The sequence below is a fragment of the Gilliamella sp. N-G2 genome (assembly GCF_002142215.1).
Taxonomy (GTDB): Bacteria; Pseudomonadota; Gammaproteobacteria; order Enterobacterales; family Orbaceae; genus Gilliamella.
This window is the reverse complement of sequence record NZ_NAST01000007.1, coordinates 25,777-45,747: the sequence shown is the minus strand read 5'-3', so window position 1 is coordinate 45,747 and position 19,971 is coordinate 25,777. Positions and strand designations below refer to the sequence as shown.

The following is a 19,971-nucleotide window of genomic DNA, read 5'->3' as shown; positions in this document are numbered from 1 at the left end:
TATTCGCCCTAAAGGAAAAATTATTACTGCTATGAAGATCAATTTTGATATAGATATCAACACCGAAAAAGAGCCACAATCACCTACTTCTAGTAAGCAAAAGGATGATTATATATATGTATTTGCATCTGTCGCTGTGATATCACATCTACTTTTATTAGGATTATTATTTAGCTCAGCGTTGTTCGCAAATAATATCATGGTTGATGAAGGTGATGATTCAATTAAAGCTGTAATGGTTGACCTTACTCAGTTAGCCGCTCCTGAACAATCATTAGTTGAAAATACACCTGAAACTCAAGGTGCTGAAAACAGTGAAATCATAGACAATAAGCCTATTGAAGAACAACCAATTGAACCTATTGTAGAGCCTGAAATTGTTAAAGAAGAAACACCTGAGCCTATACCAGAAAAAGAACCCGAAAAACCTACTGTTGAACCTGATAAACCAACAATAGTAAAACCCGAACCGAAACCCAAAAAGAAAAAACCACCAACACAAAAAGCCTCTCGTCAACAAGTTAGACAAGAAGCAATTAGTGATAATACGGCAAAAACATCTGTGGCGCCTAAAATTTCTGACAATCAGCAATATTCAGGCAATCCAACACCAATTAGCCGAAATCGCCCAGAATATCCAAGAAGAGCACTAGACATGCGCTTAGAAGGTCATGTTATTGTCATGTTTGATGTAAATAGTGAAGGACGAGTTGAAAATATTAGAATTATTGAAGCTCAACCCAATAATATTTTTAATCGCGCAGTGATCACAGCAATGAAAACATGGAAATACAAACCAATTGCCGGTAAAGATATCAAAATGAAAATTATTTTTAATCGTGATAGTTCGATTAGTTTAGGTTAATCATGAGGTTATTAATAAATAATTGTTTTTTTTAAAATATAAACCGCTAATCTCAACATTTTGATTAGCGCCTTATTTAGATTCATTGGTTGTTTTGCATTATAAGTTCAATTTGTTGAGGATCTTTAGGCACTGTTGCTGTTAAAACTTGGTTGCCAGCGTCGGTAATTAAAATATTGTCTTCAATCCGAATACCAATACCCTTATAACGTTCAGGAACATCAGCATCTTTATTAATATAGAGTCCTGGTTCTACCGTTAAGACCATACCTGGTTCCAGTAGACGATCGCGATCACTGCCAACATCATGCACATCAATACCTAACCAATGGCCTAATCCATGCATATAAAACGCTAGATAAGCTTTATTAGCAATCAATGTTTCAACATCTCCTTGCATAATTCCCAACTTCACTAACCCTTCAACCATCATCCTAATAATTTCTTGATTCACTGAGGATATCGAAGTACCAGGTTTTAATAATTTGATAGCGGTATATTGTGCATTTAATACTATGTCATATATTTCGCGTTGAGCTAAATTGAAGCGACCATTAACCGGAAATGTTCGAGTGATATCTCCGGCATAATATTGGTATTCACAACCTGCATCAATCAAGACTAAATCACCATCTTGCAACTTGTCGCTATTATTTTCATAATGCAATATACAACCATTATTACCACCACCAACGATGGTGTTATATGACGGCCAACGAGCACCTAACCGAGCAAACTCATGTAAGATTTCGGCTTCTAATTGATATTCAAACAAATTGGGCTTACATTTTTGCATTGCTCGAATATGTGCCTGCGCACTGATTTCACAAGCTTGTCGTAAAATGGCGATTTCATATTCAGACTTAAACATGCGCATTTCATGAACGATTGGCCGCCAATCAATAACTATGCTTGGAGCTGAAAGTTTGAATCGACCACCTTGCCGTAACGAGTTAAGTGTTTTTTTAATTATCTCGTCAGCATAATGATATAGTTGGTCAGCATGATAAATAGCTTTTTTACCATTGATTAAATTAGGCAAAACTTCATCAATCTCATCAAAAAGATAGGCTTCATCTACTAAAACTTTTTCTAGTGCAGCTTGTTGACCTAAACGATATCCGGTCCATGTTTCAGCTAAAGGATCTTTTTTACGATTAAATAAAATATAACGTGGTTTACTATCTGACTGTTTAATTACCACAAAAAGTGCTTCTGGTTCAACAAAAGAAGTAAAATACCAAAAATCACTATCTTGTCGATAAGGATAATGGGTATCATTACTTCGCTTAACTTCTGGCGAAGCAAAAAATAAGGCAATGCTATTTAACTCCATCTGTGCCAATAATTTATTTCGTCGAGCTAACAGTTCTGCCTTTGTTTGAATATATATCATAGCGTTTACCTTAATAATCAATAATACAGCATTCTAATGAAGAGTTGGGGTGATATCAGATTCATTAAATTCATCAAAACATAAGATCGCCGTAATTCGAACGTACTCTTTGATCTCTTCAAATGCAAAACCTAGCTCTTGCTGATCTTCATCTTCATCATAGCCGAGTTTAACTATCTGTCTTAGGTCGTATATTGCTTCACCTACATCACCTTTAAGCCGATTAAGTTTAGGTTGAACTAAACCAATACCTAATAAAAAATGATTTACCCAGCCAACTAAATCATCAATTTGGTGAAACAAATCTTGTTCACCAAGTAAAAGTTGGAACTCAAAATCTTCATCAATAAGTTGTTGTTTTGTTGAATGATATAATTTTTCTATTTGCTTATTTAACGGTTCAGCAATTTTTTGCCCATCATTTAACATGTCTTGCACTAACACTCTCCAGCTCTCGTCATGATTTCCTCCGGCCAAGATACCAGTTAAAAATCCATGTAATTCAGCGGCGGTTATACCAATTTTATTTTGAATAAGTTGACGATTAAGCTCATCATAAATTTTGCTATCTGTCATTAATTCCACCTTTGTTTTGTAATAACGGTAAAAATACACCCCCTGCACTTTCACACATTATTAGTATATAATTTGCGCCTAGCTGTAAATAATAAACAGGTTATTGTGCTTTATAAAGGAATTATTTTGAACATTTTAAGATTAATTTTAACATCGCTATACATAGTTATATCTTTAACTGCTTGTAGTTCATGGATACCAAACAAAGGTATAATTGTTCTTGATGTACGGAATAAAGTAAATACCTTTATAACCAACCAAGATTTACCTAAAAATTATCAGTTAGGTAATAGTGACCAAGAACTTGATAAATTTGAATTTTTCTGCCGAGAAGAGATCCAGGCCTCACAACTAGATGGTACAGAGGAGATGGTATATGAAAATATCAAACAAGGAATTCACGGGCAGGTTGAATTTAAAAAATGTAGTGATAAAGTCACTCGGATTTACCAATATTAATAATATATATCAGCTAACATTGAAGATTATGGCGAATAAGATTGACTAAATGTTACATATCTGTGAAATCTTACTAGCCTTTCAAGCTGTTTTTATTTATATTGTCGCATGAACAAATATTTTTGGGAGTTAAATGATTATGTATAAGCAAGATGTAACCATTACTGCATCGAACGGTCTTCATACCCGCCCTGCTGCACAATTCGTAAAGGAAGCTAAAAATTTCAATTCTGAAATTACAGTCACATCAAATGGAAAAAGTGCTAGTGCTAAAAGCTTATTTAAATTACAAACACTAGGATTAACTCAAGGAACTACTATTACTATTTCAGCTGAAGGTGAAGATGAAAAAGAAGCAGTAGCTCACTTAGTAAAATTAATTCCTGAATTGGAATAAAACTCCCATATTAGCTTTAAACGGTTTTAATATTAGATAAGGATTAAATGTTATGGTATCAGGTATACTTGTTTCCCCCGGTATCGCTTTTGCAAAAGCGTTATTATTAAAAGAAGAACCTATTGTTATTAATAATAGGCAAATTCTAGATAACAAAATTGATGCTGAAATTGATCGCTTCAAAGAGGCGCGTGAAAAATCAAGCGAACAATTACATGCCATCATGGAGCGAGCAAAAACCACTTTAGGTGAGGATAAAGCTGCTATTTTTGAAGGTCATATTATGCTTCTTGAAGATGAAGATCTTGAACAAGAAGTTATTTCACGTATCAAAAGTAAACACTCAAGTGCCGATGCTGCAGTCCAATCTGTATTTGAAACCCAAGCAAAAGAGTTAGAGAACTTAGATGATGAATATCTAAAAGAACGTGCAGCCGATATCCGAGATATTGGTAAACGATTGCTAAAAAATATTTTAGGTATTGAAATAGTTGATTTAAGTGCTATTAGCCAACCTTGTATTTTAGTTGCGACTGATTTAACTCCATCTGAGACTGCACAATTAAATTTAGATATGGTCTTAGGTTTTATCACCGATGCCGGCGGCCGTACGTCACATACATCTATCATGGCTCGTTCATTAGAAATTCCAGCTATCGTTGGCACCTCTAATGCAACACAAGCAATTAAACAAGGTGATTTTGTTATTTTAGATGCCATCAACAACGCTATTTACATTAATCCAGATCACGCAACTCAAGAAAAATTAAAACAAGTTCAAACCAAATATCTTGCTGATAAAGAAGAGTTAGCAAAATTAAAAGACTTACCAGCTGTGACCCTTGATGGTCATCAAGTTGAAATTTGTGCCAATATCGGTACGGTTCGTGATATTGCTGGCGCAGATCGTAATGGTTATGAAGGTGTTGGTCTTTATCGTACTGAATTCTTATTTATGGATCGTGATGCGTATCCTAATGAAGACGAACAATTCAAAGCATATAAAGAAGTTGCTGAATCAACTAATGGCCTATCGGTTATTGTTCGTACCATGGATATTGGTGGTGACAAAGATGTACCTTATATGCATTTACCAAAAGAAGAAAACCCATTCTTAGGTTGGCGAGCAATTCGTATCTGTTTAGACCGTAAAGAAATCTTACATGCTCAGTTACGTGCAATTTTACGTGCCTCTGCATTTGGTAAATTACGTATTATGTTCCCAATGATTATTTCGGTTGAAGAGATTCGTATCTTAAAATCTGAAATTAACATCCTTAAAGAACAATTAACTTCTGAGGGCAAAGCATTTGATAAAAACATTGAAATCGGTGTTATGATAGAAACACCAGCGGCAGCGGTCATTGCTCGTCACTTAGCTAAAGAAGTTGACTTCTTTAGTATTGGTACTAACGATTTAACCCAATATACACTTGCTGTTGACCGTGGTAATGAACTGATTTCACATCTTTATAATCCACTTTCACCATCAGTATTAACCTTGATTAAAAATGTAATCGATGCGTCTCACCAAGAAGGTAAATGGACTGGAATGTGTGGTGAACTTGCCGGTGACGAAAGAGCAACAATTTTATTACTTGGTATGGGTCTTGATGAGTTTAGTATGAGTGCAGTATCAATTCCTAAAATTAAAAAACTAATTCGTAATACTAATTATGAAGAAGCGAAGAAATTTGCTGACACAGTTCTTGAAAAAGCAACAGCTAAAGAAGTAACCGATTTAATTGAAAAATATACTGCTGAAAAGCAAATTTGTTAGGAGGCCATGATGGGGTTATTTGATAAAATCAAACAATTTGTATCTGATGATAACAAACATAACATCGAAATTATTGCACCTCTTAGTGGTGAAATCGTTAAAATTGAAGATGTGCCCGATGTTGTTTTTGCAGAAAAAATCGTTGGTGACGGCGTAGCTATCAAACCTTCTGGTAACAAAATTGTTGCACCATTAAATGGTAAAATTGGTAAAATTTTCGAAACCAATCATGCCTTTGCTATTGAATCAGATGAAGGTATCGAGCTTTTTGTTCACTTTGGTATAGATACTGTTGAATTAAAAGGTGAAGGGTTTACTCGCGTTGCCGAAGAAGGACAACAAGTTAAAATTGGTGATACTATCATTGAAATCGATCTACCTTTACTTGAAAGTAGAGCTAAATCGGTATTAACCCCAGTGGTTATTTCAAATATGGAAACCGTCATTGAATTAACTAAACTAACAGGTTCAGTTGAAGCGGGCAAAACACCAATAATGCGTGTTAAAAAATAATCAGTTATAAAAAAACCTTCAGTTTAGAAGCTGAAGGTTTTTTTTATTTATTCAATTCACAAAATAGTGGTTAACGCCATTTCTTATATTGATTAATTAGATTATTAGTAGAATCATCATGAGAACTCACCGGTTTATCATCAGCTAATTCCGGTAAAATTCGGCCAGCTAATTGCTTACCAAGCTCAACTCCCCATTGATCAAAACTAAAGATATTAAGAATAATACCTTGGGTAAAGATCTTATGTTCGTACATCGCTACCAGTGCCCCTAATGTATAAGGCGTGATTTTCTTGACTAAAATAGAGTTGGTTGGTTTGTTACCTTCAAAGACTTTAAATGGAACAATAGATTTAACTTCATCGAGTGTTTTACCCGCAGCAACAAACTCTTGTTCTACTTGTTGAGCTGTCTTACCAAAAGCTAAAGCTTCTGTTTGAGCAAAAAAATTAGAAAGTAACTTCGGATGATGATCACCAACCGGATTGTGACTAATGGCTGGCGCAATAAAATCACAAGGAATAAGTTTAGTACCTTGATGAATTAATTGATAAAAAGCGTGCTGACCATTTGTGCCCGGCTCTCCCCAAATAATTGGGCCGGTTGTATAACCAGTTTTGTTACCATTACGATCAACACTTTTACCATTTGATTCCATATTACCTTGCTGGAAGTAGGCGGCAAAACGATGCATATATTGATCATAAGGTAGAATCGCTTCGGTTTCGGCACCATAAAAGTTATTGTACCAAATACCAATTAAAGCAAGTAAAGTCGGAATATTTTTTTCAATTGGAGCGCTTTGGAAATGTTTATCCATTGCATGGCCACCAGCTAAAAACTGTTTAAAGTTTTCAAAGCCAATTGAAAGGACAATCGATAAACCGATAGCTGACCAAGAAGAATAACGACCACCTACCCAATCCCAAAATTCAAACATATTAGCTGTATCAATACCAAATTTTTCAACTTCTTTGGCATTAGTTGATAACGCCACAAAGTGAAGCGCAACGGCTTTCTCATCTTTTGCTACATCAAGTAACCATTGACGAGCCGTTTGCGCATTGGTCATCGTTTCTTGAGTTGTAAACGTTTTTGAGGCAACTAAAAATAACGTAGTTTCTGGATTTAAACCCTTTAAAGCTTCAACAATATGCGTACCATCAACATTTGAAACAAAGTGCATAGTTAAATGATTTTTATAAGGCCTTAGTGCTTCGGTTATCATATGTGGCCCTAAATCTGAACCACCAATACCGATATTAACTACATCGGTAATTGCTTTACCAGTATAACCTTTCCAATCACCACTAATAATTTTTTTACTAAAGGATTCCATCTTAGCAAGCACTGCATTGACATCATCCATAACATTTTTACCATCAACATAAATTGGTGAATTTGATACATTACGAAGCGCAACATGCAAAACGGCGCGATTTTCTGTGCGATTAATTTTTTCACCGCTGTACATAGCCTTAGTTGCACCATTTAAATCACATTCATCGGCAAGTTTATAAAGAATTTCTAATGTCTCTTGCGTTACACGATTTTTTGCAAGATCAACCAAGAACTCATCTTCAAAAGGAATACTTAACTTTTCAACTCGCTTAGGTTCATCTTTTAGAATTTGGGCAATTGTTTTAGCGTGATGCTTTTGATAACTAGCTTGAAGGGACTTCCAGGCGGAAGTAGTTGTTGGATCAATTGACTTTAACATGACTTATTCCTTAATTAATATAGCACTATTAACCATAATATAACTATGCCTAACATGATGCAAGATAAGGATTTATTCTTTCAAATTAAGTTAAAATAAAAAATAATAAAAGTTATTTTCTTTTCCTAATCAAATAACTTGAATATAATGTTACAGATAAGCTATTTGATACATATAACCGTTCAAAAAATAATTTTCTAACTAATTAGTACCAATAAAATAACTAAATTTTTGACATTATTATATTAGGATATTTCATGCCAAATATTCAAACTCTAGTACCTGCATTAGATAAAATAGTACGCATTTGTGATTATTTAGATAATCACAAAGGTGCAACTTTTAGTCAAATATTTCAGGATCTTAATTTACCCAAAAGTAGTACTTCAACCCTACTTAATGCATTAGTTATGCATGGTATCTTGCGTCAAGATCAGAACCAGTATTATCTTGGATTAAAATTGCATGAATGGGGTGATAAATCGCTGGAACAGTTTGATATCACAAAAATAGCGGAACCGTTGATGTCAAAATTAAGAGATCAAACCAATTTAACTTGCCATCTAGGTGTGTTAGATGGTTTATATTCAGTCTATATTGCAAAAATTGAAAATGACCAAGCTATCGGTATTCGTACTTGGATAGGCAAAAAATTACCTCTGCATAGTTCCGGTATTGGTAAAGCATTGATAGCATGGTTGCCAGATGAGAAAATCGATCAACTTATACCAGAAGATAAATTGGTTAAATATACCGACACCACAATTACCAGCAAAAAACAGTTAAAAAAAGAGCTAGCGAAAATTCGCTCGCAAGGTTGGGCCTATGACAATCAGGAAGATGTAAAAGGTGTCCATTGTATCGCTGCTCCCATTTTTAATAAAAATCATGAACCAATTGCGGCGATTAGTATTTCTGGTGTGCTTTTTCAACTACCGGTAGAGAAGATCGAAAAATATTCAGAGCTAGTGCGTAAAGCATGTCAACAACTGACTAGCAAGTTTCAATAATATTGAATCATAATGATTCAATATTATTTTAACTATTTTAATCCATAACTCATTAAGCTATCTTCTTAAATAGCTCAATAAGTTTTTGTTTATCAAAAAAGACGGAGTTAGCACCGGCACAAGCATCCTTCATTGAATTTTCTGCCAACAACTCAAAATCAGGATTATCGACGCCTAACTCCTTCAATGATTTAGGAATACCGACTTCTTGTGCTAAATCTTCAATTCTTTTTATCACATAATCAACACATTCTTGATCGGTTTTATCTTTAGTATCTAATCCAATTGTTTCGGCAATCGCTCTAAATTTTTCTGGAGCATGTTTCGCATTTTCCTTTTCAACTACCGATAATAGCATGGCATTACAGACCCCATGAGGTAAATCATAGAGACCACCTAGTTGATGTGCCATCGCATGCACATTACCTAAACCTGCATTACTAAAAGCAATACCATTTAAAAAGCAGGCATAACTCATCTGTTCTCTGGCTTCAATATCGTTACCATTTTTAACCGCGCGCGCCAAATATTTAAAGGTTTGACCAATTGCATACAGTGCGGTCGAATCAGTGACATCCATCGCCCCTTTAGCAACCACCGCTTCTATTGCATGAGTTAACGCATCCATACCGGTTGCTGCAGTTAAATTTGCTGGTTTAGAAATCATTAAATCGGGATCACTAACCGTTATTGATGCCAGTGTATTTGGATCAACCATAATCATTTTTACGTGTCTGCTTTCATCAGTAATCACGTAATTGATAGTAACTTCGGCAGAAGTACCTGCGGTAGTTGCTATTGCCACGATAGGTAAACATTTATGTTTACTTTTATGCATCCCTTCATAATCGGTAATTTTGCCACCATTAGTTGCTAACACCGCAACCGCTTTACCACAATCCTGAGGTGATCCACCACCAATAGAAACCACAAAATCACATTTAGATTCTTGACATAATTTTAGTGCATTTTCAACATTAGCAACGGTAGGATTGGGTTTAACATCATAAAAAATAACCGATTCAATTCCCTCTTTGGCTAAAATATCGACTACTCTATCTACCGTACCATTACCGACTAAAAACTTGTCACTAACCACAAATGCCTTTTGGCAATTTAGTTTTTTAACCGCTACCCCTAACTCAGATAGACATCCTTTTCCTAATAAATTAACGGGTGGAATGTAATAAATCATATTTACCTCTTTAATTAATCATATTTCAAAAAATCCCACAAAAAGAACTTAATTTCATTATACGGAAAAAATAAACTTGCCGAAAAAATATTTTTTACAATGAGAGGAGGATCACAAAATTAATTTTCTTTTGAATTAATGCATTGCAATTCAAAATTTTTTCTTTAATAATTTGTTCACAAGAAAGAAATAAAGTTCTATATTATGAACAAAGGAGAAAAAATGAGTTTAGCAAAATTTAAAGGGATATTCCCACCCGTGCCAACAATTGTAGATAAACATGGGGAACTGGATAAAAAAGGAATGGCTAATCTATTAGATCATCTGATCGATAATGAAGCTGATGGCGTTTTGATTTTAGGGAGTGGTGGTGAATTTTGTCATATGCCTCCGAAACTCCGACTTGAAGTTGCTGAATTTGCGGTAAAACATATCAATAAACGCATTCCGGTGATGATTGGAATATCCAGTCCAAGTACCAAAGAAACTATTCAATATGGTCAACATGCAGCACAAATAGGCGCAGATGCCGTCTTAGTAGTTAATCCATATTATGCTTTATTGAATAGTGATGCCATTTATCACCATTATAAAACTATCGCTGAAAATCTTGATATACCAGTGCTACTTTACAATTTCCCGGCATTAACCGGCCAAGATATTGGTATTGATGTTATTACTCGATTAGCCAAGGAGCAGCCAAATATTATTGGTTTGAAAGACACCATTGATAACATAAGCCATACCCGAGAAGTCATCAACAGAGTTCACGCCTTCCGTCCAGATTTTATCATCTTCAGTGGATTTGATGAATATATGTTAGACACGCTTATTCTTGGTGGTCATGGTGGCATTCCTGCAACATTTAATTTTGCCCCGAAAATCACCAAGGGAATTTATAACGCATTCATTAAAAAAGATTACGAAACCGCATTTAAATTACAGCGTCAATTAGCAAAATTAATGCCGGTTTATGCGATTGAATCGCCTTTCTTTGGGGTTATTAAACAAGCTATCAAACTAACTGGAGTAGATATTTCAACTGAGGTTTTAGCGCCGGTAACAAAACTACCAAAAAACAAAAAAGACCTATTAATTCAAGTATTAGAGTCTGCTCAAATTCCTATTATAAATAAATAATTGGAGGCATCCATATGAATAATACAGAAGATAAAACAATTCCTAAAGGGCGTTGGAAGCATATAATTCCGGCTACCATTCTGGTGTATATCGTGGCATATATGGACAGAACAAATATTGCCATTGGTATTGCCGGAGGAATGAATAAAGACTTAGGTATGACCGCGTCTTTCGCAGGTCTTGTCGCAGGGATCTTTTTTATTGGCTATATATTTTTACAAATTCCCGGTGGTCAAATCGCTGAACGCTATAGCGCCAAAAAATTTATCGCATGGACTATTGTTGTTTGGGGTGGTTTTGCTGCAATAACAGGATTTGTTCGAGATCCCATTCAATTACTTATCATACGTTTTATATTGGGGGTAGCTGAAGGGGGAGTATACCCTGCTATATTGGCATTGATTGGGCATTGGTTTCCAAATCATGAAAGAGCCAGAGCAATTGCATTTTTCCAAATGAATTTAGCGGCAGCATCTATCATTACCGGTCCATTATCTGGTTGGTTAATTGAAGCTTGGGGTTGGAGAGAAATGTTTATCATTGAAGGTATTATATCTTTAGCATTACTCTTTGTTTGGATGCCTCTTGTTTCTGATTATCCTCATCAAGCTAAATGGCTAGATCCTAAAGAATTAAATTGGTTAAACCAACAATTTGCCGAAGATAAAGCGCTTATAAAATTAGATGACAAAGCAAGTGTTAAAACAGTATTAAGTAGTATCAACTTATGGAAACTGGTTGCTATCTATTTCTTCTTCCAAATTGGTTTTTACGGTTTTGCCCTTTGGATGCCAATGTTAATTAAACAATTAACCGGTAGTGGTATGTCTATTGTTGGACTATTAACCGCAGCACCATACATTCTTTGTATATTTGGACAATACTATATTGCTAAATTATGTGACCAAACCATGAATCGTAGGCTCTATACTGCAATTCCTATGATTGGGTTTGCTGTATGTTTAACGTTATCTATATTATTAGAAAACAGTACATGGCTTGCTTATGGAATGATGGTTTTATGTGGCTTTTTCCTACAAGCATACGCCGGCCCATTTTGGACATTACCACCACTATTATTCCCATCAAATGTTTTAGGTGGAGTACGAGGAACAATCAATGCCCTTGGTAATCTAGGAGGATTTATCGGGCCATATCTAGTTGGTTTATTAACCGTTACCGTAAGTAAAAATGCAGGACTATATACCTTAGTTGGGGCTTTAATCATTGCAATTATTCTATTATTCACGCTACCTGCTGTAACCGCAAAACCAACAAAATAAAAAATTAAAAAAGCATTGGAGGAAATTATGCAACAAAAATGTAAATTTGCCAGAGATCTATGGTCACAATTAGATGCATTACGAATGGGCATGAATTATACCGTTGAAGATACTGAAAAACCACAAGTTCTTATTGATGACTGTTATGGGGAAAGTCATCCGGGCAGTTATCATCTCGATAGTTTAGGTTATGAAGTTGTTCTTGGCGTTCATGAGCGAGGTGGACGTTCAGTACGTAGCCATGTTACAGATATTTGTGATGGCTGGGGACAAGGTCATGATGGCATGAATTATATATTAGCCTCAAGGGAAGCGATTGCTAATATGGTCGAAATTCACGGTTCTGTCATACCATATGATGCAGCAGTACTTATTTCTAGTTGTGATAAATCAGTACCTGCTCACCTTATTGCAGCTGCACGACTTGACATTCCGTTAGTTCATGTTCCTGGTGGTTCAATGCGCCCTGCTCCTAATATGACGACATCAGACTTAGGCGGTGCCACTGCACAATATAAAAAAGGTGAAATTGATATCAAACAAATTCAAACCTTACAAAGATGTGGTTGTCCTACCGCTGGTGCATGTCAATTCATGGGTACCGCAAGTACAATGCAATGCATGTCAGAAGCACTCGGGTTAGCACTACCAGGAAGCGCATTAGCACCTTCGACCATGTCTGAAATTCGCAGGATGGCTAGATCAGCAGGCCACCATGCCATGTATCTAGCTAAAGAAGGAATAACCTCTCGTAAAATACTTACACCTGCTGCATTTGAAAATGCCATTAAAGTACACGCTGCTATCAGTGGTAGTACAAATGCGCTTATTCATTTACCGGCTATCGCCCATGCATCAGGATTTGAATTAACCGCAGATGTATTTGATCGAATTAATAACACCGTACCATACCTTACAAATGTGCAACCAAGCGGACAATATGTAACTGAATTATTATGGTTTGCTGGTGGTATTCCTATGGTTCAATGGATGATTAAGGATTTACTCGATCTTGATGTAATGACAGTTACAGGACAGTCTTTAGGTGATAATTTGGAAATGATGCAGCAAACCGGTTTCTTTGACCGTAATTTAGGATATTTGCATAATTACAAATTAGAACGAAATGATTTAATTCGCCAACCTAACAAAGAAAAAATGGGATCCATCGCTGTTTTAAAAGGCAATATAGCGCCAGATGGTGCAGTTATAAAATATACTGCCTGTAGTCCTGATATGCATAAACATACTGGACCAGCCAAAGTTTATAATTCGGAAGAAGCAGCTCAAGAGGCTATTATTAATAATAAGGTTAATCCTGGTGATGTTATTTTCATTTGTTATGAAGGGCCAAAAGGTTCAGGTGCGCCAGAAATGCTAATGACCACCGATGCAATTGTCTTTGATAAGCGTCTTAATGGTAGTGTCGCATTGGTCACCGATGGACGTTTTTCGGGAGCAACACATGGTCCATGCATTGGTCACGTATCTCCTGAAGCTGCGGATGGCGGTCCAATTGCACTTGTTGAAGATAATGATATTGTCGAAATCTATGTGCATGCTAGAAAACTTAATATTATTGGTATTAATGGTGAAATTAAATCTGCAGAAGAAATTGCTGAAATATTTACTAAACGTAAGCAAAAATGGACACCTCCCGATTATTCAAAACGAAAAGGTGTATTTAAACAATATACGGAAAGAGCTAAATCATTAATGGCCGGTGCCTATATAGAATAAAATTGATACAAAGTGCCACCTATCTACATTGGTGGCATTTCAAATCATTCACGCTAAAATTTACCTTTAACTATCTCAAATAATATCCTATTTTCTAATACTAAAAACTTATCTATAAAGTTATAGTAGTAGATATTATCTTATTGAGTAATAATGATTATACTAACTGTCTCACAATTAAAAATTATTTAAAAAAGCGAGAAACTAAGTGCTAGTAGCGAATAATAATGATAATAATCTTTTGCAAGATCTTATTATCTATTGGACAAACCGAGCGAAAGGATACAGCCAAACTAACCAAGACGAACTGGCAACGGATAAAAGAAAAATCTGGCAAAAGTTAATCTTAAACCATGCTCCTAACAAGAATAAATTACGGATATTAGACATTGGAACCGGTCCTGGTTTTTTGGCGATTACCTTAGCTTTAGCGGGCCATGAAGTAACTGCGGTTGATGTTACTCAAGCGATGATAGATCAAGCAAAAGACAATGCCTCTCAATATCGGGTAAAAGTTAATTTTGTTTTATCAGATGTTCATTGCTTACCGTTTGACGATAATAATTTTGATTTAATTGTGTTACGTAATGTAACTTGGAACCTAAATAATCCCACTGTAGCTTATCAAGAATGGTTGCGGGTACTAAATTCTCAAGGAAAATTACTTAATTTTGATGCAAACTGGTACTTATTCCTTTTTAATAAAGATCTTCATTCACAATACATGCAAGACAGAGAAAATACAGCCAATTGTGGTATAGACGATCATTATCGACAAACCGATACCCACGAAATGGAACGGATCGCCAGATTACTACCGTTAAGTCAAAAAATCAGACCTGAATGGGATATGAATATTCTACAATCAATCGGTTATAAAAATATTCATATACAAAATGATATATCAAAGATAGTTTGGGATGAAATTGAACAAATTAATTATCATTCAACACCAATGTTCTTAATAATAGCCGAAAAGGAATAAAATAGGTTTTCAATAAAATCGATTAATTACTAAATTTAACCAACAAAATGGTCAAATTTAGCTTAATTATCTTTATTACAACATAATAACAACTGATCTATATAATTTTTAATCATCAATTGTTAAATTACGAGTCGTTAAATCAAATGGTGTTAATTGATAAACGTAATAGTTGAGCCAATTACTAAATAGTAAATAGGCATGACTTCGCCATGTCGCTTTTGGCGTTAAATCGGGATTATTTTCTGGGAAGTAATTATAAGGGATCTCAGGGTTTATACCAGCTTTTAAGTCACGAGAATATTCATTAGCCAAAGTAAATGAGTCATATTCAGGATGACCGGTTACAAACGCCATTCGTTTATCGGCGGTTGCCATTAAGTATGGACCTGTGATTTCTGACTCAGCTAAGATATTTAAATCGGTATAGTTTTTAATTTTATCAATTGGAAAATCAGCATTACGCGAATGTGGTGCTAAAAACGTATCGTCAAAACCTCGGGTTAAAATCGCATTTGGTTGCAAGATTTGGTGTTGATAAACGCCAGATAACTTTTGTGAACGCGTGAATTTCGGTAAATCATAGAGTACATTTAAAGCCGCTTGCACCGCCCAGCAAACAAACATTGTTGAGGTTACATGATCTTTCGCCCAAGTAATTATTTCAGCTAACTTTGGCCAATAGACAACATCGGAAAAAGCAACTTTACCTAATGGTGCGCCAGTGATAATTAGACCATCGAAATTCTGTTCACGAATATCCTCAAAATCACAATAAAAACTATTTAAATGCTCTACAGGGGTATTTTTTGATTCACGCTGATCAATACGTAGTAGTTGAATATTGACTTGTAAAGATGAATTAGATAGTAGCCGTAAAAACTGATTTTCAGTTTCGATCTTTTTAGGCATTAAATTCAAAAAAAGAAGCTTTAATGGACGAATTTCTTGAGTATTAGCACGCGTTGAAGTCATCACAAATACATTTTCCTTACGTAATACATCTACTGCCGGTAATGAATCAGGAATACAGATAGGCATATCAAAAGCTCCTATTAATTACTTTTTATAATTTTTATATAGACGTCTAGAAATCTATACAGCTAAATATAGTAGGTTTTAGAAAATTTGTCGAGCGTTTTTATTAGAAATAATAGGCAGGATATTGCAAAAAATCAGAATAATAGCAAACTAATTGAATTTAAGTGTTAACCTTTATCGATAATCTATATATCAAAGAAGTGAATTTAAATTGCTCGGGTATCAGTCCGCCAAGTATCTGCGGTTAACGCCTCACCAAAATAGCTATTGATAAGTTTTTGTGTGATTTCACTTAGTGGTGAAGCCAAAACTTCAGCCGTATTACCATATTCAACCAAATCACCATTATGCATAACGATAATTTGGTCACTAATATGTTTCATCATACCAATATCTTGTGTGACATAGACATAAGATATATTTTGTTCTTGTTGTAGCGACAGCATCAAATTAACAATTTGTGAACGCATTGAGATATCTAAAGCCGCTAAAGCTTCATCAAGAATAATCACTTTCGGTTTTAAAATTAAAGCTCTAGCTAACGCAACGCGTTGTTTTTGCCCGGCAGCCATCACGGATGGATAATAAGAGGCGTGTTCCGGCAATAAACCTACTTGTTTTAAAACCTCATTAATCAATTTTCCTCGTTCGTGAGCTGTATAATTAGCATTACGTTTAAGTGGAATTTCCAGTAATTGACCAATACGAAGTCTTGGATCAAAAGAACTTTCCACATGTTGGAATATCATGCGAATCAGTTGCGAACGATTCCCATAATCGCCATATTCAACTTTATTACCATCGATCCAAATATCGCCACTGTCTGGTTTAATCATACCAACCAGCATTTTAGCTAATGTCGATTTTCCGGAACCATTTTGTCCAATAATAGCTAACGTTTTCCCTTCATTTAACGAAAACGACAAGGGTTTGACAGCATCAATTTGTAAATGACCAAAGAGTCCTTTAGGGATTTTAAATCGCTTTGATAAATTGCGGACTTTTAATATTGGGTTCATTGATTATTCCTATATTTCAAATTACTCATCAGTATTTAATGGAAAATGACAGGCTACCGAATGATCTTTGATTGGGATAAGTTCTGGTGCTTGTATACATTTCTTTTGTGCATAAGGACAACGAGGCCCCAATCGACAGCCAATGGGTAAATGTTCTAATGATGGAATAACGCCAGGTAAAGTATTTAAGGGGCTTTTATGGGGCATTGCTTTACCAAAATCAGGAATAGCATAAATCAATGCTTGCGTATAAGGATGATAAGGTGATTTAATTAAATCTTCACTATCAGCTACCTCAACGGTTTGTCCGCAATATAGGACATTGATTCGATCGGTCCAGCGAGTAACCATCTGTAGATCATGGCTAATGAGTAAAATTGTCGTCCCCATATTCTGATTCATACTGGCCAGTAATCTGAAAATTTGCGCTTCAGTGGTTGCTTCCATGGCATTAGTTGGTTCGTCGGCAATCAATAATTTAGGTTGATTGGCTAATGCTATAGCAATCATCACTTTTTGACATTCACCTTCGGTTAATTCAAATGGATAGGACTTAAGGATTTCTTTGTGATCTTTAATCCCAACGCGATGCAATAATTCAACTGCACGATGCTTACGCCAAAATAAGCGTTGCCACCAATGGCCTTTAAAGGTTCTGCGTGGAATGGCTTCGATTAACTGTTGACCAATTTTCATTGAGGGATCCAAGCAAGATTGCGGCTCTTGGAACACCATCGAAATATTATCACTTATCACTTTTCGCCGTTGCTTGGGCGTCAATTTAAGCAAATCGACATCATTAAAATAGAAACGATCAGCAGAAATCTTCCAATTATGATTAGTCACACCTAATATTGCTTTAGCGATCAGACTTTTACCTGAACCCGATTCACCAACCAGACCTCGGATTTCGCCTTCTGATAACTTCAAATTGACACGATCAATTGCCCGCAAAAGGCCATCAGGAGTAATAAACTCAATGGTTAAATTGCGAATGTCTAATAATGCCATAATTAATGCCCTACTCGCTGGCCATATAATCCAAAATTGAATAAGTAAACCAACGTAATTGTAGCAGAAACAGCAATACCCGGAGCTAAAAAGGCCAACAAATTAACATCAATAATGTCTTTCATTTTAAACATCATCATACCTAAATCCGGCCGAGAAAAGTCATTAGCAAAGCCTAAAAAGGTAATGGTAGTGATAGCTAAAATAACCGAACTAAATAATGACACTATCTCGGTCAAATAAACCGGTAGGATATTAGGTACAATATAATGATTTAAAATAGAAAATGAAGATAAACCATCAAGCCGATAAGCTGTGATGTAAGTTTTATTCCACTCTTTTATAACCCGTTGATGGATATTATAAATAAAGCGTGGTGCATAAGATAAACCAATCACAATTAATATATTAGTAATATCATCTTCCAATAACAAACTGATAACAATTACCCCAAGCAATGGCGGTACTACCATGAAAAATCTAAAGATAAATAAAATAAAAGGCCGGATAAATACGACAAAAAACATTAAATAGTTAATTACTCCACCGATTATAATGACATAAAAAACTGCTTTTAGAGTCATTAAAATCGTTGACCGATAACCTATTAATAAATAATCAAAAATATCCTGTCCTTGCTCAGTAGTTCCTAAAATATGATTAATATCACCATTAGGCCACCAAGCTGGCGGTAGGGAGGTTACGTAGATAGGATTTAAATGAGCATGAAAGAACCATTTGGTTGAGAATGCAATAAAAGCAATTGCTAAAATCCCATAAAAGCTGACAATCAGATATAAATTGCTATGAAGTCGATGAAAGCATGAATTTATTCGCTTACCTAACTGAATTATCCTAGACATAATGTTCCTTATGACGTAATGGATAAATAGCAATAGCCGTTATCTCACCTAATAAAGTTAATAAACTTATTACCGTTCCACACGCAAGAATTGCTATCGAAATAATAAAATAATTATGATTACGATACGCCATCATCACCCATTGACCTAATCCAATTCGATTAAATAAGATTTCTATCACCATGGTAAAAAACAGTAAAGTGGTGGTGTTATAGGTCAATTGTGGAATGGTAGCCGGAATTGAATTGGGTAATAAATGCCGACGTAATACTTTAAACGGCGAACGTTCCCGAATAATTGCCATTTTAATATAGTTTTGCCTTGAAGTATTTTTGACGTTTTCGCTCACTAGCTGAATAGTCATAATACTTGGCTGAATAGCTAAAATAATGGTTGGCAAAAATAAATAATTAAGTTGATCTAACAATGCTGTCAATTTATCTGGTCTTGATGAAATTAAAATGTCTAACAAAGATCTACCTTGTACTGATGGTGAAATATCAAATTTTATTGAAATCGGCCATGTTGACGAAAGATAATACATAACAATTGTTGCCAACATCACAATCGGACAAGAATAAAATATCAAACTCGCTAAGCGAATAGCGACATTCAACCAATTTATATTACTTAATCCAAGAAAAATACCCAAAGGTAAGCCAACAAGTAACGCCACCAGTAACGCTAAAATACAAAGCTCGAACGTTGTTAATAGAGTATCTAAAAATGGTAAAGTTTCACCAGATACTAAGCGAAATCGACCTTGTAGTAACTGTTTAAAAAAAGCACTATAGGCATCAATAAAAGTTAAATGACTAAAAGTAGATTGAGGAACAAAGTAAACCAGACAGAAGCTAATCTGGGCAAGCACGCAGATAATAAATAAAAACGTCACTATTTTTTTTAAAATATAGATAATCATTGTTTATCTTTATCATGAGTTAAAAACAACGGTGATATCCATCACCGTTGTTTTAG

The 19,971-nt window shown here is 35.1% G+C and carries 19 protein-coding genes; 10 read left to right on the top strand and 9 right to left on the bottom strand.

Features of this window, described 5'->3' with window-relative positions; translation table 11 throughout:
* Nucleotides 1–31: 31 nt before the first annotated feature.
* The gene (locus tag B6C99_RS04900) at nucleotides 32–865 is read left to right on the top strand and encodes a TonB family protein (RefSeq protein ID WP_086358811.1); all 834 of its coding nucleotides are present in this window, start codon (nucleotides 32–34) and stop codon (nucleotides 863–865) included.
* An 82-nt stretch (nucleotides 866–947) separates the two neighbouring features.
* On the opposite strand, the gene pepP is transcribed toward B6C99_RS04900, so the two are convergent.
* Together pepP and B6C99_RS04890 are read right to left on the bottom strand one after the other, a co-directional pair.
* On the bottom strand, nucleotides 948–2,261 hold the full coding sequence (gene pepP, locus B6C99_RS04895) for a Xaa-Pro aminopeptidase (protein ID WP_086358810.1): 1,314 nt from the start codon (nucleotides 2,259–2,261) through the stop codon (nucleotides 948–950).
* A gap of 33 nt (nucleotides 2,262–2,294) precedes the next feature.
* Nucleotides 2,295–2,837, bottom strand: a complete 543-nt coding sequence (locus tag B6C99_RS04890) for a UPF0149 family protein (RefSeq protein WP_086358809.1) — start codon at nucleotides 2,835–2,837, stop codon at nucleotides 2,295–2,297.
* A gap of 126 nt (nucleotides 2,838–2,963) precedes the next feature.
* Here B6C99_RS04890 and B6C99_RS04885 point away from each other — a divergent pair, with 126 nt between their 5' ends.
* The 4 genes from B6C99_RS04885 to crr all read left to right on the top strand — a co-directional run bounded on the left by B6C99_RS04885 (nucleotide 2,964) and on the right by crr (nucleotide 5,986).
* Nucleotides 2,964–3,296 carry a hypothetical protein gene (locus tag B6C99_RS04885; RefSeq protein ID WP_086358808.1) on the top strand — a complete coding sequence of 111 codons (333 nt, stop codon included), beginning with the start codon at nucleotides 2,964–2,966 and terminating at the stop codon, nucleotides 3,294–3,296.
* Nucleotides 3,297–3,435: 139 nt separating this feature from the next.
* Complete coding sequence (ptsH, locus tag B6C99_RS04880) at nucleotides 3,436–3,693, top strand: phosphocarrier protein Hpr (RefSeq protein WP_034883950.1); 258 nt, start codon at nucleotides 3,436–3,438, stop codon at nucleotides 3,691–3,693.
* 52 nt (nucleotides 3,694–3,745) lie between these two features.
* Entirely contained in the window at nucleotides 3,746–5,473 is a 1,728-nt protein-coding gene (gene ptsI, locus B6C99_RS04875; protein WP_086358807.1) for a phosphoenolpyruvate-protein phosphotransferase PtsI, read from the top strand.
* 9 nt (nucleotides 5,474–5,482) lie between these two features.
* Nucleotides 5,483–5,986 carry a PTS glucose transporter subunit IIA gene (crr, locus tag B6C99_RS04870; RefSeq protein ID WP_086358806.1) on the top strand — a complete coding sequence of 168 codons (504 nt, stop codon included), beginning with the start codon at nucleotides 5,483–5,485 and terminating at the stop codon, nucleotides 5,984–5,986.
* A gap of 70 nt (nucleotides 5,987–6,056) precedes the next feature.
* Here the strand turns inward: crr and pgi are convergent, their stop codons facing one another.
* On the bottom strand, nucleotides 6,057–7,706 hold the full coding sequence (pgi, locus tag B6C99_RS04865; RefSeq protein ID WP_086358805.1) for a glucose-6-phosphate isomerase: 1,650 nt from the start codon (nucleotides 7,704–7,706) through the stop codon (nucleotides 6,057–6,059).
* A 257-nt stretch (nucleotides 7,707–7,963) separates the two neighbouring features.
* Between pgi and B6C99_RS04860 the strand changes: the two genes are divergently transcribed.
* Nucleotides 7,964–8,716, top strand: coding sequence for an IclR family transcriptional regulator (locus B6C99_RS04860; RefSeq protein WP_034883954.1), 753 nt, complete (start codon nucleotides 7,964–7,966; stop codon nucleotides 8,714–8,716).
* A 52-nt stretch (nucleotides 8,717–8,768) separates the two neighbouring features.
* Here B6C99_RS04860 and B6C99_RS04855 read toward each other — a convergent pair whose 3' ends face one another.
* Nucleotides 8,769–9,911, bottom strand: a complete 1,143-nt coding sequence (locus tag B6C99_RS04855) for an iron-containing alcohol dehydrogenase (RefSeq protein WP_086358804.1) — start codon at nucleotides 9,909–9,911, stop codon at nucleotides 8,769–8,771.
* A gap of 222 nt (nucleotides 9,912–10,133) precedes the next feature.
* Between B6C99_RS04855 and B6C99_RS04850 the strand changes: the two genes are divergently transcribed.
* The 4 genes from B6C99_RS04850 (at nucleotide 10,134) to B6C99_RS04835 (ending at nucleotide 15,059) form a co-directional block, all read left to right on the top strand.
* Nucleotides 10,134–11,051 carry a dihydrodipicolinate synthase family protein gene (locus tag B6C99_RS04850; protein WP_086358803.1) on the top strand — a complete coding sequence of 306 codons (918 nt, stop codon included), beginning with the start codon at nucleotides 10,134–10,136 and terminating at the stop codon, nucleotides 11,049–11,051.
* A gap of 14 nt (nucleotides 11,052–11,065) precedes the next feature.
* A complete protein-coding gene (locus B6C99_RS04845; RefSeq protein WP_086358802.1) occupies nucleotides 11,066–12,334 on the top strand; it encodes an MFS transporter in 1,269 nt (422 codons plus the stop codon).
* A gap of 27 nt (nucleotides 12,335–12,361) precedes the next feature.
* A complete protein-coding gene (gene ilvD / locus B6C99_RS04840) occupies nucleotides 12,362–14,074 on the top strand; it encodes a dihydroxy-acid dehydratase (protein WP_086358801.1) in 1,713 nt (570 codons plus the stop codon).
* Nucleotides 14,075–14,282: 208 nt separating this feature from the next.
* Complete coding sequence (locus tag B6C99_RS04835; RefSeq protein WP_086358800.1) at nucleotides 14,283–15,059, top strand: class I SAM-dependent methyltransferase; 777 nt, start codon at nucleotides 14,283–14,285, stop codon at nucleotides 15,057–15,059.
* A 108-nt stretch (nucleotides 15,060–15,167) separates the two neighbouring features.
* Here B6C99_RS04835 and metA read toward each other — a convergent pair whose 3' ends face one another.
* The 5 genes from metA to B6C99_RS04810 all read right to left on the bottom strand — a co-directional run bounded on the left by metA (nucleotide 15,168) and on the right by B6C99_RS04810 (nucleotide 19,915).
* On the bottom strand, nucleotides 15,168–16,100 hold the full coding sequence (gene metA / locus B6C99_RS04830) for a homoserine O-succinyltransferase (RefSeq protein WP_086358799.1): 933 nt from the start codon (nucleotides 16,098–16,100) through the stop codon (nucleotides 15,168–15,170).
* A 206-nt stretch (nucleotides 16,101–16,306) separates the two neighbouring features.
* Entirely contained in the window at nucleotides 16,307–17,119 is an 813-nt protein-coding gene (locus tag B6C99_RS04825; protein WP_086358798.1) for an ATP-binding cassette domain-containing protein, read from the bottom strand.
* Nucleotides 17,120–17,140: 21 nt separating this feature from the next.
* Nucleotides 17,141–18,130: a putrescine export ABC transporter ATP-binding protein SapD gene (gene sapD / locus B6C99_RS04820; RefSeq protein ID WP_086358797.1), complete on the bottom strand. Its 990-nt coding sequence runs from the start codon at nucleotides 18,128–18,130 to the stop codon at nucleotides 17,141–17,143.
* Between the two features lie 2 nt (nucleotides 18,131–18,132).
* Entirely contained in the window at nucleotides 18,133–18,993 is an 861-nt protein-coding gene (locus B6C99_RS04815) for an ABC transporter permease subunit (RefSeq protein WP_086358796.1), read from the bottom strand.
* On the bottom strand, nucleotides 18,986–19,915 hold the full coding sequence (locus B6C99_RS04810) for an ABC transporter permease subunit (RefSeq protein ID WP_086358795.1): 930 nt from the start codon (nucleotides 19,913–19,915) through the stop codon (nucleotides 18,986–18,988). Before B6C99_RS04810 ends, B6C99_RS04815 begins: the two co-directional genes overlap by 8 nt.
* Nucleotides 19,916–19,971: the final 56 nt, after the last annotated feature.